The sequence below is a fragment of the Erwinia aeris genome (genome assembly GCF_041224955.1).
In the GTDB taxonomy this organism is placed as follows: Bacteria; Pseudomonadota; Gammaproteobacteria; order Enterobacterales; family Enterobacteriaceae; genus Erwinia; species Erwinia aeris.
Window position 1 is genome coordinate 53,258 of record NZ_JBGFFX010000012.1, and the last position, 16,201, is coordinate 69,458.

Genomic DNA, 16,201 nt, shown 5'->3' on the forward strand with positions numbered 1-16,201 from the left:
CCGCTGATACATGGCTAAGTTCTTTATCGATCGCCCCATCTTCGCATGGGTCATCGCCATCATTATTATGCTGGTGGGCGTGCTGTCGATTCTAAAACTGCCGATTGAGCAATATCCTAATGTTGCGCCACCGGCCGTACAGATTCGCGCCACCTATCCGGGTGCCGATGCTAAAACGCTGCAGGACTCGGTAACGCAGGTTATCGAGCAGAACATGAACGGGATTGACGGCCTGATGTATATGTCGTCAAACAGCGATTCATCGGGCACGCTGCAGCTGACCCTGACCTTTGAGTCAGGTACCGATCCGGATATCGCGCAGGTTCAGGTGCAGAACAAACTGCAGCTGGCCACGCCGCTACTGCCGCAGGAAGTTCAGCAGCAGGGTATCCAGGTACAAAAATCCTCCAGCAGCTTCCTGATGGTGGCAGGTTTCGTCAACGAAGACGGCACCATGACGCAGAATGATATTGCGGACTACGTGGCGTCAAATATCAAGGATCCTATCAGCCGTACTACCGGCGTAGGCGATACCCAGATATTTGGTGCTCAGTATGCGATGCGTATCTGGATGGACCCGCACAAGCTGAATAACTATCAGCTGACGCCGGTTGACGTCATCAGCGCTATCACCGCGCAGAATGCCCAGGTGGCCGCCGGTCAGCTTGGCGGTTCGCCGCCGGTGCCGGGCCAGCAGCTTAACGCCTCTATCATTGCGCAGACCCGTCTGACCTCTACCGACGAGTTCGGCAAAATCCTGTTGAAAGTCAACACGGATGGTTCTCGCGTGCTGTTAAAAGACGTGGCGAAAATCGAGCTGGGCGGTGAAAACTACGAGGTTGTCGCGCGTTATAACGGCAAACCGGCCTCCGGTATCGGTATCAAACTGGCTACCGGCGCTAACGCGCTGGACACGGCGGCAGCGGTCAAAGCGGAGCTGGGCAAGCTGGAACCGTTCTTCCCGGCCGGCCTGAAAGTGGTTTATCCGTACGACACTACGCCGTTCGTTAAAATCTCCATCATGGAGGTGGTAAAAACCCTGATCGAAGCGATCGTGCTGGTCTTTATCGTCATGTATCTGTTCCTGCAGAACTTCCGCGCCACGCTGATCCCGACGATCGCTGTGCCGGTCGTATTGTTGGGGACCTTTGCCATTATCAGCGCCTTCGGCTATTCGATAAACACGCTAACGATGTTCGGGATGGTGCTCGCCATCGGCCTGCTGGTGGATGACGCCATCGTGGTGGTGGAGAACGTCGAACGCGTGATGGCGGAAGAAGGTCTGCCGCCTAAAGAGGCTACCCGCAAGTCCATGGGGCAGATCCAGGGCGCGCTGGTCGGTATTGCGCTGGTGCTGTCGGCAGTATTTATTCCGATGGCCTTCTTCGGCGGCTCTACCGGCGTTATCTATCGCCAGTTCTCCATCACGATTGTTTCCGCGATGGTGCTGTCGGTTATCGTAGCGCTGATCCTGACGCCTGCGCTGTGCGCAACGTTACTCAAGCCGATCAAGAAAGGCGACCACGGTAAAACCACCGGCTTTTTCGGCTGGTTTAACCGCATGTTCGACAAAAGTACCAACCACTATACCGACAGCGTTGGCCATATCATTCGCAGCACCGGCCGCTATCTGCTGATCTATCTGGTGATTGTGGTCGGCATGGCTTATATGTTCGTGAAGCTGCCAAGCGCCTTCCTGCCGGAAGAGGATCAGGGGCTGCTGCTGGCTCAGGCTTCGCTGCCTGCCGGCGCGACTCAGGGCCGTACGCAGAAAGTGCTGGACCAGGTAACGGACTACTTCCTGACCAAAGAGAAGGATAACGTGCGTTCGGTGTTTACCGTTAACGGCTTCGGTTTTGCGGGACGCGGCCAGAACACCGGTATTGCCTTCGTCAGCCTGAAGCCGTGGGACGAGCGCAGCGGGTCGGAAAACAAAGTGGAAGGCATTGCCGGTCGTGCCATGCAGGCTTTCGGCGCCATCAAAGATGCGATGGTGATCCCGTTTAACCTGCCGGCGATTATCGAACTCGGTAACGCCACCGGCTTTGACTTTGAGCTGATTGACCAGGGCAACCTGGGCCATGAAGCCCTGACCAATGCCCGTAACCAGCTGCTCGGCATGGCTGCCCAGCATCCGGATACGCTGGTAGGTATGCGTCCAAACGGTCTGGAAGATACGCCGCAGTACAAGCTGACTATCGACCAGGAAAAAGCGGAAGCGCTGGGCGTGTCTATTTCTGATATCAACACCACGCTGGGTGCGGCCTGGGGCGGCTCTTACGTCAATGACTTCATCGATCGCGGTCGTGTGAAGAAAGTTTACGTGATGGGACAAGCCGATGCTCGTATGCTGCCTGGCGATATCGATAAATGGTACGTGCGCGCCTCAAATGGCGAAATGGTGCCGTTCTCGTCCTTCGCCAGCGCGAAATGGCAGTACGGTTCACCACGTCTGGAACGCTATAACGGTCTGCCTTCTATGGAGATCCTGGGTCAGGCTGCGCCAGGCAAAAGTTCGGGCGACGCCATGAACCTGATGGAAGAGCTGGCCTCGAAGCTGCCGAAGGGCATTGGCTACGAGTGGACGGGCATGTCCTATCAGGAACGTCTCTCGGGTAACCAGGCGCCAGCGCTCTATGCTATCTCGCTGATCGTCGTGTTCCTGTGTCTGGCAGCGCTGTATGAGAGCTGGTCGATTCCGTTCTCGGTTATGCTGGTTGTGCCGCTGGGCGTTATCGGCGCCCTGCTGTTCACCACTATGCGCGGCCTGAGCAACGACGTGTACTTTGTGGTAGGCCTGTTGACCACCATCGGGCTGTCGGCGAAGAACGCCATTCTGATCGTCGAGTTCGCCAAAGATTTGATGGAGAAAGAAGGCAAAGGTCTGATAGAAGCGACGCTGGAAGCGGTACGTATGCGTCTTCGTCCTATTCTGATGACCTCGCTGGCCTTTATCCTGGGCGTACTGCCGCTGACCATCAGTACCGGCGCAGGCTCCGGCGCGCAGAACGCGGTAGGTACCGGCGTAATGGGCGGTATGGTAACGGCAACTATTCTGGCTATCTTCTTCGTGCCTGTGTTCTTCGTGGTGGTTCGCCGCCGCTTCAGCAAGCATAAAGAGGATCTGGAACCGCATCATACGGACCGTCCTCACTAAGGCATCCCGCTTGATCTTTAAGAGGCCGCTTTTGCGGCCTCTTTTTTCTTCAGGTGCCGGTAATGCCTGTTTTTGTGACCGTCTCTGGCAGCGCACGCGTCTTCTTCTTTCAATCATCTTCCCGCCATACTTTTTTGTTCTCTGTTTTCGTACCCTGCTACCTTGTTCCCTTATTCCCCTGCTCCCTTGCTCTCCTGCTCTCCTGCTCTCCTGCTCCTTTGCTCCTTTGCTCCCTTGCTCCCTTGCTCCCCTGTTCCCCTGCTCTCCTGCTCTCCTGCTCTCCTGCTCTCCTGCTCCCCTGTTCCAATGTTTTTCTGCTCCGGGGCTCTCTGTTTCTGTGTTCCGTTATCGTTGCTGGTCTGCGTGCCTCCTTTACGCTTGCATTTTAAAATCACGGCGCGCATAATTATTGTTATGTTATAACATACAAAATCAGGGGATTTTATGAAACAAGCAATCCATCCGGCTTACCGCACTGTCGCTTTTCACGACACCAGCGCCGACACCTTTTTTGTCGTCGGCTCTACCATTAAAACCGACCGCACAATCGAGCTGGACGGTAAAACGCTGCCTTATGTAACACTGGACGTCTCTTCGGCTTCCCATGCTTACTACACCGGCAAACAAAAAGAGTTTGCCAAAGAAGGCAGCGCGCACCGCTTTAACCAGCGCTTTGGCCGCTTTTTTAGTAAGTAAGGAGTGAAAATGCAGGTGCTTAACTCGCTGGCTTCGGCCAGAAAACGCCATAAAGACTGCAAGATCGTGCGTCGTCACGGCCGGGTTTTTGTGATTTGCAAAAGCAATCCGCGCTTTAAAGCCGTTCAGGGCAAAAAGAAAAAGCGCTGAGGATATGCAAGCGGCATCAAAGCCGCTTTTGCCATAAAGAATATCGTGCGCGTTCTCTTCCGGTACCGTATCCACCACGTACTCTATTTCTGTCGATTAAATGCCGGGAAAAAGCAACCGGCATGAAGTCTGCTTTTGCCATAAAAAGCGTCTGAAGAATGCGATCCGCCAGAAGGCTGCTTATGCAATAAAAAGCGCTGAGGAATGCAGTCCACAAGAAGGCTACTTTTATCTGGTCAGGAGTATTTATTCAGGCGGGCCGGTTATCGGCCCGCTTTTTTATTTCATGCTGGCCAGCATCGCCGTTACGTTATGACGAAAAGCCGCTTCCAGAGAATCGGCCGCACCGCCTTTTTCCGTCAGCGCTTCCGGGTAGAGCTCGCCACCGGGCCGGGCGCCGGTTGCCGAAGCGATCTGCTGCACCAGGCGAGGATCGGTCTGGTTTTCAATAAAGTAGCTGTGGATATGCTCCTTTTTCAGCTGGGTAATCAGCCCCGCCACGTCGGCAGCGTTGGCCTCAGATTCCGTAGAGAAGCCGACTGGCGACATAAAGGTTACGCCATAGCGCTGGCCAAAATAGCCGAAGGCATCGTGGCTGGTCAGCACTTTACGCTTCGCCGCCGGGATGGCCGCAAACTGGTCAGCGGCCCATTCGTCCAGCTTTTGCAGTCGGGCAATATAGGCCGCGCCGCGCTGGCGGAAGTCGTTTGCATCCTGCGGATCGGCAGCAATCAATGCGTTCATCACGTTGCTGGCATAGATTTCGCCATTTTTCATGCTGTTCCAGGCGTGCGGATCGGTAACCGTTTTCCCCTCCTCCTCCATAGTGCGCGTCGTAATGCCTGCTGAAGCGACAACGACATGGCCTTTGTATTCCGAGGCTGAAATCAGGCGGTCCATCCAGCCTTCCAGCCCCAGGCCGCTGACGAATACCACATCCGCTTTAGCCAGCGCCTGGCTGTCCTGCGGCGTCGGCTCAAAGCTGTGCGGATCGCCATTCGGCCCGACAAGGCTTTTTACCTCTACATGCTCGCCGCCGACCTGCTTAACGATATCGGCCAACACCGTGAAGCTGGCTACCGTCTCCAGCGTTTTCGCCATCGCCAGCGGCGTGGCACACAGGGCGGCCAGCGCCAGCATAAGGGGTAACTTTTTCATCTTTTTTCCTTATCAACAGTAAAAAAACGCGCGCGCAATATTCCGCCGCATGGCCCTACTAAAATCGAGATAAAGAACAGCAGCGCGGCGCAGAGCACCACGGCGGGCCCGGCAGGCAGCGCCAGGTAGAATGAGGCCGACAGACCGCTGAAGCTGGCGATCAGCCCCAGTGTCATGGCGGTGCCAACCATGCCGGGCAGTTCTTTACGCCAGAAGCGGGATGCCGCTGCGGGCAGCATCATCAGCCCCACGCACATCAGCGTGCCGAGAACCTGAAAGCCTGCCACCAGGTTGGTCACAACCAGTATCAGAAAAAGCGCGTGTACCAGCAGTGCAGCCCAGCGGCTCTGCGCGCGTAAAAAAGCAGGGTCGAAGGCATCGATCACCAGCGGACGATAAATCAACGCCAGCGCCAGCAGCGTCACCGACGCTATCGCGCTGACCAGCAGAAGCGAGGGATTATCAACGGCCAGCAACGAGCCGAACAGTACATGCAGCAGATCGACGCTGGAGCCGCGCAGTGAAACCAGCGTCACGCCCAGCGCCAGCGAGCCGAGATAAAAACCGGCAAAACTGGCGTCTTCACGCAGCGGCGTATAGCGGCTGACCGCGCCCGACAGCAGCGCTACCGACAGCCCGGCGATAATGCCGCCAATGCCCATTGCGACCAGCGAAAGGCCGGAAATCAAATAGCCGATAGCCGCGCCGGGCAGCACCGCATGGGAAAGCGCGTCGCCGACCAGGCTCATGCGACGCAGCAGCAAAAAGACGCCCAGCGGCGTGGCGCTGAGCGAAAGCGCAATGCAGGCAACCAGCGCGCGGCGCATAAAGGCGAATTCGATAAAAGGCTGTAAAAGCGTCATGCTGACTCCAACACGATCGGTTCCGGCGATTGCGTGATCCATTCCGCCTGAGTGGAGTCCAGCCGCAGGATCTGCGGGAAGGATCGCGTAACCATCGTCATATCGTGCAGCACCACGATCAGCGTGCAGCCAGCCCGATGCCGCGCCTGCAGCAGCGCCAGCAGCAGACTGGTCGTTGCCGTATCGATGCCGGTAAAAGGTTCATCAAGCAGCAGTAGCGAAGCATCCTGTACCAGTAGCCTGGCAAAAAGCACACGCTGCAGCTGTCCGCCAGAAAGCGTGCCGGGCTGCGCGGCGGCGAATTCAGCCATATTGACCTCTTCCAGCGCCGCCATAATCCGCTGCCTTTCAGGTCGACCGATAGCCCCAAACCAGCCGCAGCGTCGCCAGCAGCCCATCGCCACCAGATCGGCTACGCTGACAGGGAAATTTCTCTCAATTTCGGATTGCTGCGGTAACCATGCTGTATCCTGCGTCAGGCAGCTGAGTTGACCACTTACGGGCGGCAGCAGGCCCGCGAAGGTTTTTAGCAACGTGGATTTTCCACAGCCGTTTGCCCCCACCAGCGCGGTCATTGACCCCGGCTGGAACGTCCCGTTAAGGGACGGGGTAACGGCGCTCCCGCGATAGCCGACCCGGAGATCTGTTAGCGTAATCATGGGGATACCGCCCATCCGCTCAGCGCCAGCAAAGCCAGCACGGCGATCAGAGCAAAAAGTAAACGTGCTCGGGCTGATTGCATCAGTAATGTGGGACGAGAAGAAGCAGTAAAACTTAACATGGCAGCACTATAGTTACGTTATAACATAACAATAGCATATTACGATGATGGAAAGCGCGCTGAACTAAAATGTATCTTTTTATTTCCACAAAAAGTAATAAAAAGAGATGCGGTTATATAAAATTTCTTCACCTTAATCGGGTTTTTCTATCGCAGAAAGCGGGATCCTCTACTAAAATAATTAACAGTCAAATCATCAAGATAGTTTTTTCTCTTTTTAAGCGGCTTGATTATTTTAAAGCTAACAACAATTATCTGTATAAGCGTTTATTAACTCTGTGGAGAAAAAATGCGCAAACGTATTCCTGTCTCTTCAGCGCCTGATGAAGAAAATGAGTCCGAATGGATTAGCCTTATTCAGCGGATTATTCCCAAAATAGAAACCGAGTTAACTGGCTCACTGTTATGGTATTCACAAAATGCGCAATATGTTCCGGGAAGTGTGAAAATTATTTCAGTTGAACAAACGGCGCCGTCGGGTTACAAAATGACTTACAGTTTCTGCTGGAACGTTTTCAACGCCTGTCTTGATATCGATGCAGATGAAACGACCACCCAGTCAGTAAATTTTGAAAGCCAGCCCGATGCGCTGATATTTGATTTTATTGATACGGAACGCGCCGCAGCCGCGGATGAATTGTAATTTTTAGTAATAGTACTCAAAATACAATTTAAGAGAGTTATATTTATTAAAGCACTCGCACGAGATTCAATATCGCTTCCTGGCACCCCGCTCGCAGAAAGCCTGCGGTATACCATTTTTCACTGGCTATGGAGGGGAAAAAGATGGACGAATACTCACCGAAAAGGCATGATATTGCCCAGCTGAAATTTTTGTGTGAAAACCTGTATGATGAAAGTCTGGCCACGTTAGGCGATAGCCATCACGGCTGGGTTAACGATCCAACTTCAGCAATTAACCTGCAGCTTAATGACCTGATTGAGCATATTGCCGGGTTTACCATGAATTACAAAATTAAGCATATTGAAGACAGCGAGTTGATTAGTCAGATTGATGAATATCTTGACGATACCTTTATGCTTTTCAGCAACTACGGTATTAATGGCCAGGATCTTCAGCGCTGGCAGAAATCAGCGAAACGGCTGTTCAACGTTTTTACAGAGGAATGTGCTGTCGTTACCGCACAGACAAGCCATTCATTTTAGTAACCTTTATTTTTTCAATGGTTTAATAATGACAGATAAACTACTTACGAAAACTGATTATCTGATGCGTTTAAGACGATGCCGTTCAATTGACACGCTCGAACGCGTTATCGAAAAAAACAAATACGAATTATCTGATAATGAGCTGGCCGTATTTTATTCAGCGGCGGATCATCGGCTTGCCGAACTCACCATGAATAAGCTTTACGATAAAGTGCCGGTTTCTGTCTGGAAGTTTGTACGATAAGAGATGAAGCGGTGAGGGTTCCCCGGAGGAATTGGGTGGGGGCCCTGCCAGCTACATCCCGGCACACGCGTCACCTGCTGCGGCTGCTTCCTTCCGGATCTGACCGAGTTCACAAGTTAGCGTTGCGGGAGAACCAACCGGGCCCCCATTGATTGCCCCATGTAATGGAGCGAGGGCATTATCAATGAACCCCTGGGCAATTGCAAGCCCGCGCCCAACGACCGTTGTTTTCTTGCACAATATTGCCCTTTCCCCTGCTATTATCCGCCACCTCCCTTCAGCTTAAGACCGCTTTCGATTACTTTATTTGCAGTAACGGGGAGCAGAGATGACTGAACAAGACACTTTTCCACGCCGTATCTGGCAAATTGTTGCCGCTATTCCCTACGGTAAGGTAACCACCTATGGCGATATTGCCCGGCTGGCGGGTTCGCCGCGCGCCGCGCGTCAGGTTGGCGGCGTATTAAAACGGCTACCGGCAGGCAGCAAGCTTCCATGGCACAGAGTCATTAACCGGTTGGGTGAGATTTCGTTGACGGGCGCCGATCTCGATCGCCAACGCCAGGCTTTATTGGCAGAGGGCGTAGAAGTGGATCATAACGGAAAAATTGCGCTGGAGCGCTACCGCTGGCAGGGATGAACCGCCCCCGTAAAGGGGCGGAAACCATTACAGTGAAGTTGGCGCAGGCACGGTTGAGGTCGGCGTCACCAGCGTAGGTGAAGTCGAGGGTACCGCCACAGGCGCGCGTTGAGCCGTCGGTAGGGCTTTCGCCGGCACGGCCTTCAGGTTAAGCGTCTGGTCTTTTGTACCGCCGCCGTTAATAACCGGCTTAATAGAATCGGCTATTAATACGACGTTGCGATCGACAATTACCGCTGCACTCAGCAGGATCCTGGCGTCAGGCTGAATGTCCGCCGGATTGAAAGGCAGGATAAATTTGAACGGCGCCTGTTTACCATCGGTCAGCACTACGCGCTGTGAAATCACTTTTGCCGGTGCGTCTGACAGGGAAGCATCAGAAAGCATCACGGTTAATGAAGCATCAGGCGGCAGGCGCACGTTGGCCGGAAGCGTAATGGTTCCGCTAACGTGCGGCTGGCGCAGCGTATCTGCTTCCCCCGCGACTTTGGAAGCCAGCGTCGGCGTGGGGACATCTCTACCTTTATCAGCACATCCGGAAAGTGCGACCGCCAAAGCGGCGCCGGTCAATACAGGCCAAAGTTTCATTGATTTATTCTCCTTGCGATCAATGCGGGACATAAGGGACAGCAAGCCTGCCCCGTAAGCCTTAATTCTGGCACAGGTTATTGATTTTCGCCTGTAAGCCAAATAAGGAACGCGTGCGGAAGAATATTTTTCCCCGACGTTGACGGCAGCGGGTTCGGTTTCGCAAACTGAAAGGGAACCGACTATTGAGGAAGCCGCCATGAGTCAGGCACTGCACGAACTGTTAAATTTAATGAACCTGGAAAAGCTGGAAGAGGGCCTGTTTCGCGGCCAGAGCGAGGATCTCGGCCTGCGTCAGGTTTTTGGCGGTCAGGTGGTCGGCCAGGCGCTTTATGCCGCCAAGCAGACGGTCCCGGCGGAGCGCATTATCCATTCGTTCCACAGCTACTTTTTGCGGCCCGGCGACAGCCAGAAAGCCATTATTTACGACGTAGAAACCCTGCGCGACGGGCACAGCTTCAGCGCCCGCCGGGTCAGCGCCATCCAGAACGGCCAGCCTATTTTTTATATGACCGCCTCTTTCCAGGCGCCGGAAACGGGTTTTGAGCATCAGAAACCGATGCCGGACGTCGCTGGCCCGGAGTCCCTGACGACGGAAGGCGAAATCGCCAAACAGCTGTCGCATTTTATCCCTGAAAAGGCGCGTGAAAAGTTCCTGTCAGAAAAACCGTTTGAAATCCGCCCGGTTAAATTTCACAACCCGCTGAAAGGCCACGTTGATGAACCGGTGCGCCATGTCTGGCTGCGGGCTAACGGCCCCATGCCGGACGACAGGCGTATACACCAATACCTGCTGGGCTACGCCTCGGACTTTAACTTCCTGCCGGTCGCGCTCCAGCCGCACGGCAAAGGATTTCTGGAACCGGGAATGCAGGTCGCCACTATCGATCACTCGATGTGGTTTCACCGCCCTTTCGACCTGAATCAGTGGCTGCTTTATAGCGTGGAGAGCACGTCGGCATCCGGTGCCAGAGGCTTCGTACGCGGTGAGTTCTTTACTCAGGATGGGATACTGGTCGCTTCAACGGTGCAGGAAGGCGTGATGCGCCTGCGTCAGTAGCTGAAATAACAAACCCCGCAGAGCGCGGGGTTTGTTAGCGAGGGCGGCTCCTGCGAGTCGGCTTACTGGTTATAAGCGTTTTCGCCGTGGCTGTTCACATCCAGACCTTCACGTTCGTGATCCTCGGTTACGCGCAGGCCGACTGTCATATCCGCAACCTTAAAGGCGATAAAGGCGACCACGCCCGTCCAGACCACCGTAATGCCTACGCTATAGAGCTGCACCCAAATCTGATGCCCCATCGTTACGCCAGGGGCATAGCCGACGCCGCCCAGTGAAGAAGAAGCGAAAACGCCGGTCAGGATGCAGCCTACAATACCGCACACGCCGTGCACGCCGAACACGTCACAGGGATCGTCAACGCGCAGCCATCTTTTCAGCACGGTAACACCCCACAGGCCCGCCAGACCGCCGATAATACCGATAACCAACGCGCCGCCGACGCCAACATAGCCACAGGCTGGCGTAATCGCCACCAGACCCGCGATCGCACCGGAGCAGACGCCCAGCAGCGAAGGCTTGCCGCGCAGCGCCCACTCGCCAAACGTCCAGCTCAGCATCGCACCTGCGGTCGCCATAACGGTGTTCAGGAATGCCAGCGCCGCGATTTCGTTAGCCGCGCTCGCCGAACCGGCGTTAAAGCCGAACCAGCCGACATACAGGATCGCCGTGCCGGTGAAGACCATCGGCAGGTTATGTGGTTTAAAGGCTTCTTTGCCAAAGCCCGCACGCTTGCCGACCAGGTAAGCGCCGACCAGACCGGCAACGGCGGCGTTGATATGCACTACGGTGCCGCCGGCAAAGTCCAGCGCGCCGTCCTGCGCCAGCAGTCCACCGGACCAGACCATGTGCGCGATGGGCAGATAGGAGAAAGTGACCCAGATAGCCACAAAGATCAGCACCGCAGAGAAACGAATACGCTCGGCCAGCGCGCCAACGATCAGGCCGACGGTAATACAGGCAAAGGAAGCCTGGAACGAAACGTGAATATACTGGTAGAAGGTTCCAACCAGCGCCGTCAGCTGAATGTTTTTCAACATCGCCATGCTGAAGTCGCCAAAGAAAGCGTTGCCCGTGCTGAAGGCCAGCGAATAGCCGTAGAGCATCCAGATAACGCACACCATCGCAAAGGTCACGGAAACCTGAGTCAGCATGGACAGGACGTTTTTAGCCCGGATGAGGCCGCCGTAGAAAAGCGCAATGCCGGGTAGCGTCATAAACAGCACCAGCGCGGTGCAAATCATCATAAAGGCGTTATCGGCCTTGTCCGCCACGGCTGGCGGTGCCGCCATCGCAAGCGAGGGCAACAGGCTGAGGCTGGCGAGGCCGAAGGTAGTCATTTTTCTCATTTTATCCCATCCCATCACAATTCTTAGCCCCGAGATCAGAGTGCGGCTTCGTCCGCTTCGCCGGTGCGAATACGGATAACCCGCTGTAGTTCAGCGACAAAAATCTTACCGTCGCCAATTTTGCCGGTGTAGGCGGCCTTGCTGATAACGTCGACAACCTCGTCCAGCTGGTCGTCCGCTATCGCCACATCGATTTTAACTTTTGGCAGGAAGTTCACGCTGTATTCAGCGCCGCGATAAAGCTCGGCATGGCCTTTCTGGCGACCAAATCCCTTGACTTCGGTGACGGTCAGGCCCTGAATGCCAATGGCAGAAAGCGCCTCACGCACGTCTTCTAATTTAAACGGTTTGATTACCACGGTAACCAGCTTCATACGATCCCCTCCAGCTAAAGAAAACGGTGATTCCGCCCTGCGTTAACCAAAGCAAAGGCTGTGCCATAAATCAGAAACGTGCGTTTTAAAAGGCGCGGCGGCAGATATTGCGTACGCGTGGCGGCCTGATGATGACATTAAGCATAGAGGGAAAAAGAAAACGCACCATTAAGGTGCGTTACGCGTCGAAATTGTGCATCGCCGCTGTTTTATCAGCTCGGCCGCCTGCTTTTAGTGCAGCGAAGCGGTGTTACGTTTCTTCCAGCTCTTCGCCCGCCAGCTGGAGCTGATACATCTGCCAGTAACGGCCCTGTTTCGCCAACAGCTGCTGATGGTTGCCCTGCTCTACCGCATGGCCTCTGTGCAGCACCAGAATGGTATCCGCATCGATAATAGTAGAGAGTCGGTGAGCGATAACCACCAGCGTGGTTTGCTGACGAACGGCCTTAAGCGCCTTCTGGATCGCCTGCTCCGTGCCGGAATCAATATTCGCCGTCGCTTCATCCAGGATCAGAATTTGCGGCGAGGCGACCAGCACGCGCGCCATCGCCAGCAGCTGCTTCTGACCCACGGAAAGATTGTTACCCTGTTCGCCCAGCCGCGTATAGATATCGTCGGAGAGCGAACGCGCCAGTTCGGCAAGCTGAACGGTTTCCAGCGCGTGCCAGACCGCCTCTTCGCTTATCGAACGCCCCAGCGCCACGTTAGCGAAAAAGGTGTCGGCTAGCACCACCGGATCCTGCTGCACCATCGCCACGCCTTCGCGCAGCACGCCGTGGCTGAGCCCGGTCAGCGGCCTGCCGTCCAGGCGAATTTCACCCTGCTTCACCGGGTAGTAGCCCATCAGCAAGTTAGCGAGCGTGCTTTTCCCGCTGCCGGTATGGCCGACCAGCGCCACAAAGCTGCGCGAAGGCACGCTGAGGTTGATATCGTTGAGCACGTTGCGATCGTCGCGATAGGCGAAGCTCAGATGTTCAATCTCAATGCGCCCCGAGGCCAGCGGCCGACTATCCTGACCATAGTGCTGGCGAGGCGCGTCCATCAGTTCAAAAATGCGCTCGCCGGCCACTACCGCCTGTTGCAGCATCGACTGCTGGGTGGTCAGCTCAATCAGCGGCTCGTTCAGCCTGCCCAGGTAGTTAATAAACGCGTAAAGCACGCCAACCTCGAAGCTGCCGCTGGAGGAGAAGCCAAACAGCAGCATCAGCCCGCACAGGATCATGGCGGAAAACAGGCTGAGCAGCGGCCGGAGCAGAAAGCCATCCAGCCGTAGCGTTTCCATTCTCGCCAGATAGTGCGAGCGGCTCGCTTCGCTCATCCGCTCACCAAAGCGCGCCTGCTGACGAAACTGCTGGATCACGCTCATGCCGCTGATCACTTCATTAAAGCCGTTGTTAATATCGGCCAGATAGCTACGCACTCGCCGTACGATAGGCGTACTGTAGCGCTGATAAATCAGCATCACGGTCAGCACAGCCGGAAAAATCATTATCGCCACCAGCGCCATGCGCCAGTCGAGACTGAACATCGCCACCAGCATGGCACCGATCAGCGCCGCGCTGCGCAGCACGGTGGCTACCACGGTGACGTAGAGATCGCGCACGACTTCGGTGTCATTGGTCACGCGTGAAATAATCTGGCCAACGGGCTGGGTATCAAAAGCGCTCAGCGGCTGGCGCAGCGCGGCGTCCATGACGTCCGTACGCAGCCGCTGCACTACGCCTACCGCCGCCTCGTTAAACAGCAGCGACTGCCAGTAGTGCAGCGCGGCGGCCAGGATTTGCAGCAGGAGAAAGCTGACGGCCAGCCCGGTGACCAGCCCCAGCGGCATGGAATGCTTCGCCACCATGTTATCGATAAAATAGCTGACCAGCACCGGGCCGAGCACTTCCGCCACCGCCGCTATCCACAGCAATACTATCGCCAGGCCAAGCGATTTCCGCCACGGCGAACCGTAGCGCAGCAGGCGTTTCAGCGTGGGCCAGAGCTGATTAAGATTCGCCATGCGGCACCCCTTTCGCGATTTCGTCCTCGTCCAGCGCGGCTTCCAGCTGCTGATAACGATACATATCCTGATACCAGCCGTCCTGGGCAATCAGCGCCTCATGCTGCCCGCGCTGGGCCACCGTGCCCTGCTGCATCACCAGGATTTCACTGGCTTCCGTCAGGGCGGACAAACGGTGCGCGCTGATAATCACGGTTCTTCCTGCGCCCCATTTTCTTAAATTATGCAGTATCTGGTGTTCTGTACGGCCGTCGACCGCCGACAGCGCATCGTCCAGGATCAGGATTTCCGCGTTCAGCAGCAACGCCCTGGCAATAGATATACGCTGTTTCTGTCCTCCGGAAAGCATCACCCCGCGCTCTCCGACTTCGGTATCGTAGCCCTGGGGCAGCCGCAGAATATCTTCATGTACGCAGGCAAGCCGCGCGGCGCGCTCAATATCGCTTTGCTGCGCCGTAGGTCGACCCAATGCGATATTGTTGGCGATGGTGTCGGAAAAAAGAAACGGCGTCTGGCTGACGACCGCCATGCGGCTACGCCAGCTGTCCAGACGCAGCTGCGGCAGCGGAATACCGTGATAGCGGATGTCGCCCTGCGCAATATCGAAGTGCCGCTGGATCAGGCTTAACAGCGTGCTTTTCCCGGCGCCTGTCGGCCCGCACAGCCCCAGCATCTGGCCGGGCTTAAGGTTAACGTTGATATGGCGTAGCGAGGGCTGCTGCGCGCCAGGATAGCAAAATTCCCTGATAGCGATTTGCAGCTGGCCACGATCTTCCGGCAGCGTTTTACTGCCGTCCTCTACCGCCGGCGCCTCTGCCAGCAGCGAGCGAATACGGCTCCAGGCCGCGCTGCCGCGCTCGACGATATTGAACATCCAGGCCAGCGCCAGCATTGGCCAGATCATCAGGCCAAGGTACATGACAAAGCTGGTCAGCTGGCCCAGCGTCATCTGATCGTGCCAGACCAGCCAGCTGCCGCCGCCGATCGCCAGCAGGTTCGACAGTCCGATGGCAATATAAATAGTGGGATCGAAGCGGGCGTCAATCCGCGCCACGCGCAGGTTTTTTTGGCCCGTGTCGCGGGCGATATCGGCGAACTGTGCGGACTGATGGTCTTCCAGCCCAAAGGCTTTGATCATACGAATACTGGTCAGGCTTTCCTGCGTTCTGTCGTTAAGCGACGAAAAGGCGGCCTGAGCATGCTTAAAACGATGATGGAGCTGGTCGCCGTAGCGTTTGATCACTATCGCCATGACCGGCATCGGCAGCAGCGCCAGCAGGGTCAGCTGCCAGCTAATCTGCGTGCTCATCACCACCAGCACCGCCAGCCCCATCACCAGCGAGTCAACCAGCGTCAGCACGCCTTCTCCGGCGGCAAACACCACGCGATCCACATCGTTGGTGGCGCGGGCGATCAAATCACCGGTACGGTGACGCAGGTAAAATTCGGGATGCTGACGGCTAAGCTGACGATAGAAGTCCTGCCGCAGCTCGACGGCAAGCTGATAGGAGGCGCCGAAAAGCAGCACGCGCCAGACGTAGCGCAGCAGATAGACCACAATAGCCGTGAGCAGCATCACGCCCACCCACATCAGCAGGCGCGAAGCACTCATCTGCTGATGGGAGACGCCGTCCACGATAGTACCGACAAGCTTCGGCGGCAGCAGCTGCAGCAGCGCAATGATAATCAGCAGAAAAACGGCGCCAAGATAGCGGCGCCATTCACGCATAAAGTACCAGCTCAACTGGCTGAAAAGTCGCACAATAAACGTCCTGGTCAGGTTCGGGCGAGCGCCGTGGTTCAGCGGCAGCGCCAATGTGTATTTATTTCTCTGGACCGCCGCCATCAGCGCGACCCGGCCGCGAATATAGCCTTCCTGTTCCGGCCATTTCAAGCGTTTCCGGCATGTCGGAGTAATGAGAGACGCGGCATCCGCCATAATTTACGGTGGCCTTGTTCCGCTATC

Annotated in this window: 16 protein-coding genes and 1 other RNA gene; 8 read left to right on the top strand and 9 right to left on the bottom strand. The window is 55.8% G+C overall.

The features are described from left to right. The first annotated feature begins 10 nt into the window (after positions 1–10). From acrB to ykgO, 3 genes are all read left to right on the top strand, one after another. Positions 11–3,157, top strand: coding sequence for a multidrug efflux RND transporter permease subunit AcrB (gene acrB, locus AB6T85_RS17975; protein ID WP_253455024.1), 3,147 nt, complete (start codon positions 11–13; stop codon positions 3,155–3,157). A gap of 444 nt (positions 3,158–3,601) precedes the next feature. Beyond that, the gene (locus AB6T85_RS17980; protein ID WP_253455026.1) at positions 3,602–3,853 is read left to right on the top strand and encodes a type B 50S ribosomal protein L31; all 252 of its coding nucleotides are present in this window, start codon (positions 3,602–3,604) and stop codon (positions 3,851–3,853) included. 9 nt (positions 3,854–3,862) lie between these two features. Next, on the top strand, positions 3,863–4,003 hold the full coding sequence (gene ykgO, locus AB6T85_RS17985) for a type B 50S ribosomal protein L36 (protein WP_125288450.1): 141 nt from the start codon (positions 3,863–3,865) through the stop codon (positions 4,001–4,003). Between the two features lie 279 nt (positions 4,004–4,282). On the opposite strand, the gene AB6T85_RS17990 is transcribed toward ykgO, so the two are convergent. Genes AB6T85_RS17990 through AB6T85_RS18000 form a run of 3 tightly spaced genes read right to left on the bottom strand, consistent with a single transcriptional unit; the run spans position 4,283 to position 6,683 of the window. Beyond that, on the bottom strand, positions 4,283–5,161 hold the full coding sequence (locus AB6T85_RS17990) for a metal ABC transporter substrate-binding protein (RefSeq protein ID WP_301729883.1): 879 nt from the start codon (positions 5,159–5,161) through the stop codon (positions 4,283–4,285). Next, positions 5,158–6,024 carry a metal ABC transporter permease gene (locus AB6T85_RS17995; protein WP_301252350.1) on the bottom strand — a complete coding sequence of 289 codons (867 nt, stop codon included), beginning with the start codon at positions 6,022–6,024 and terminating at the stop codon, positions 5,158–5,160. Before AB6T85_RS17995 ends, AB6T85_RS17990 begins: the two co-directional genes overlap by 4 nt. Next, positions 6,021–6,683, bottom strand: coding sequence for a metal ABC transporter ATP-binding protein (locus AB6T85_RS18000; protein ID WP_301252349.1), 663 nt, complete (start codon positions 6,681–6,683; stop codon positions 6,021–6,023). Before AB6T85_RS18000 ends, AB6T85_RS17995 begins: the two co-directional genes overlap by 4 nt. Before the next feature lie 411 nt (positions 6,684–7,094). On the opposite strand from AB6T85_RS18000, the gene AB6T85_RS18005 reads away from it, so the two are divergent. The 3 genes from AB6T85_RS18005 to hha all read left to right on the top strand — a co-directional run bounded on the left by AB6T85_RS18005 (position 7,095) and on the right by hha (position 8,219). Continuing rightward, positions 7,095–7,448 (top strand): hypothetical protein, encoded by a 354-nt coding sequence (locus AB6T85_RS18005; protein ID WP_253455033.1) that lies wholly within the window; start codon positions 7,095–7,097, stop codon positions 7,446–7,448. A gap of 143 nt (positions 7,449–7,591) precedes the next feature. Continuing rightward, positions 7,592–7,972, top strand: a complete 381-nt coding sequence (gene tomB, locus AB6T85_RS18010; protein WP_125288630.1) for an Hha toxicity modulator TomB — start codon at positions 7,592–7,594, stop codon at positions 7,970–7,972. Between the two features lie 28 nt (positions 7,973–8,000). Next, the gene (gene hha, locus AB6T85_RS18015) at positions 8,001–8,219 is read left to right on the top strand and encodes a hemolysin expression-modulating protein Hha (RefSeq protein ID WP_125288446.1); all 219 of its coding nucleotides are present in this window, start codon (positions 8,001–8,003) and stop codon (positions 8,217–8,219) included. 42 nt (positions 8,220–8,261) lie between these two features. Here the strand turns inward: hha and ffs are convergent. Next, positions 8,262–8,358: signal recognition particle sRNA small type (gene ffs, locus AB6T85_RS18020), an RNA gene on the bottom strand. Between the two features lie 189 nt (positions 8,359–8,547). Here ffs and AB6T85_RS18025 point away from each other — a divergent pair. Continuing rightward, on the top strand, positions 8,548–8,859 hold the full coding sequence (locus tag AB6T85_RS18025; protein ID WP_253455034.1) for an MGMT family protein: 312 nt from the start codon (positions 8,548–8,550) through the stop codon (positions 8,857–8,859). A gap of 27 nt (positions 8,860–8,886) precedes the next feature. On the opposite strand, the gene AB6T85_RS18030 is transcribed toward AB6T85_RS18025, so the two are convergent. Beyond that, complete coding sequence (locus AB6T85_RS18030) at positions 8,887–9,447, bottom strand: YbaY family lipoprotein (RefSeq protein WP_301252345.1); 561 nt, start codon at positions 9,445–9,447, stop codon at positions 8,887–8,889. Positions 9,448–9,646: 199 nt separating this feature from the next. Between AB6T85_RS18030 and tesB the strand changes: the two genes are divergently transcribed. Then, positions 9,647–10,507: an acyl-CoA thioesterase II gene (gene tesB, locus AB6T85_RS18035; protein WP_301252343.1), complete on the top strand. Its 861-nt coding sequence runs from the start codon at positions 9,647–9,649 to the stop codon at positions 10,505–10,507. Positions 10,508–10,569: 62 nt separating this feature from the next. On the opposite strand, the gene amtB is transcribed toward tesB, so the two are convergent. The 4 genes from amtB to AB6T85_RS18055 form a co-directional block, all read right to left on the bottom strand. Further along, on the bottom strand, positions 10,570–11,871 hold the full coding sequence (gene amtB, locus AB6T85_RS18040) for an ammonium transporter AmtB (protein ID WP_369896320.1): 1,302 nt from the start codon (positions 11,869–11,871) through the stop codon (positions 10,570–10,572). Positions 11,872–11,891: 20 nt separating this feature from the next. Further along, a complete protein-coding gene (gene glnK / locus AB6T85_RS18045) occupies positions 11,892–12,230 on the bottom strand; it encodes a P-II family nitrogen regulator (protein WP_125288441.1) in 339 nt (112 codons plus the stop codon). A 250-nt stretch (positions 12,231–12,480) separates the two neighbouring features. Continuing rightward, positions 12,481–14,235: a SmdB family multidrug efflux ABC transporter permease/ATP-binding protein gene (locus AB6T85_RS18050; protein WP_369896321.1), complete on the bottom strand. Its 1,755-nt coding sequence runs from the start codon at positions 14,233–14,235 to the stop codon at positions 12,481–12,483. Continuing rightward, entirely contained in the window at positions 14,222–15,997 is a 1,776-nt protein-coding gene (locus AB6T85_RS18055) for a SmdA family multidrug ABC transporter permease/ATP-binding protein (RefSeq protein ID WP_369896350.1), read from the bottom strand. Before AB6T85_RS18055 ends, AB6T85_RS18050 begins: the two co-directional genes overlap by 14 nt. Positions 15,998–16,201 lie beyond the last annotated feature (204 nt).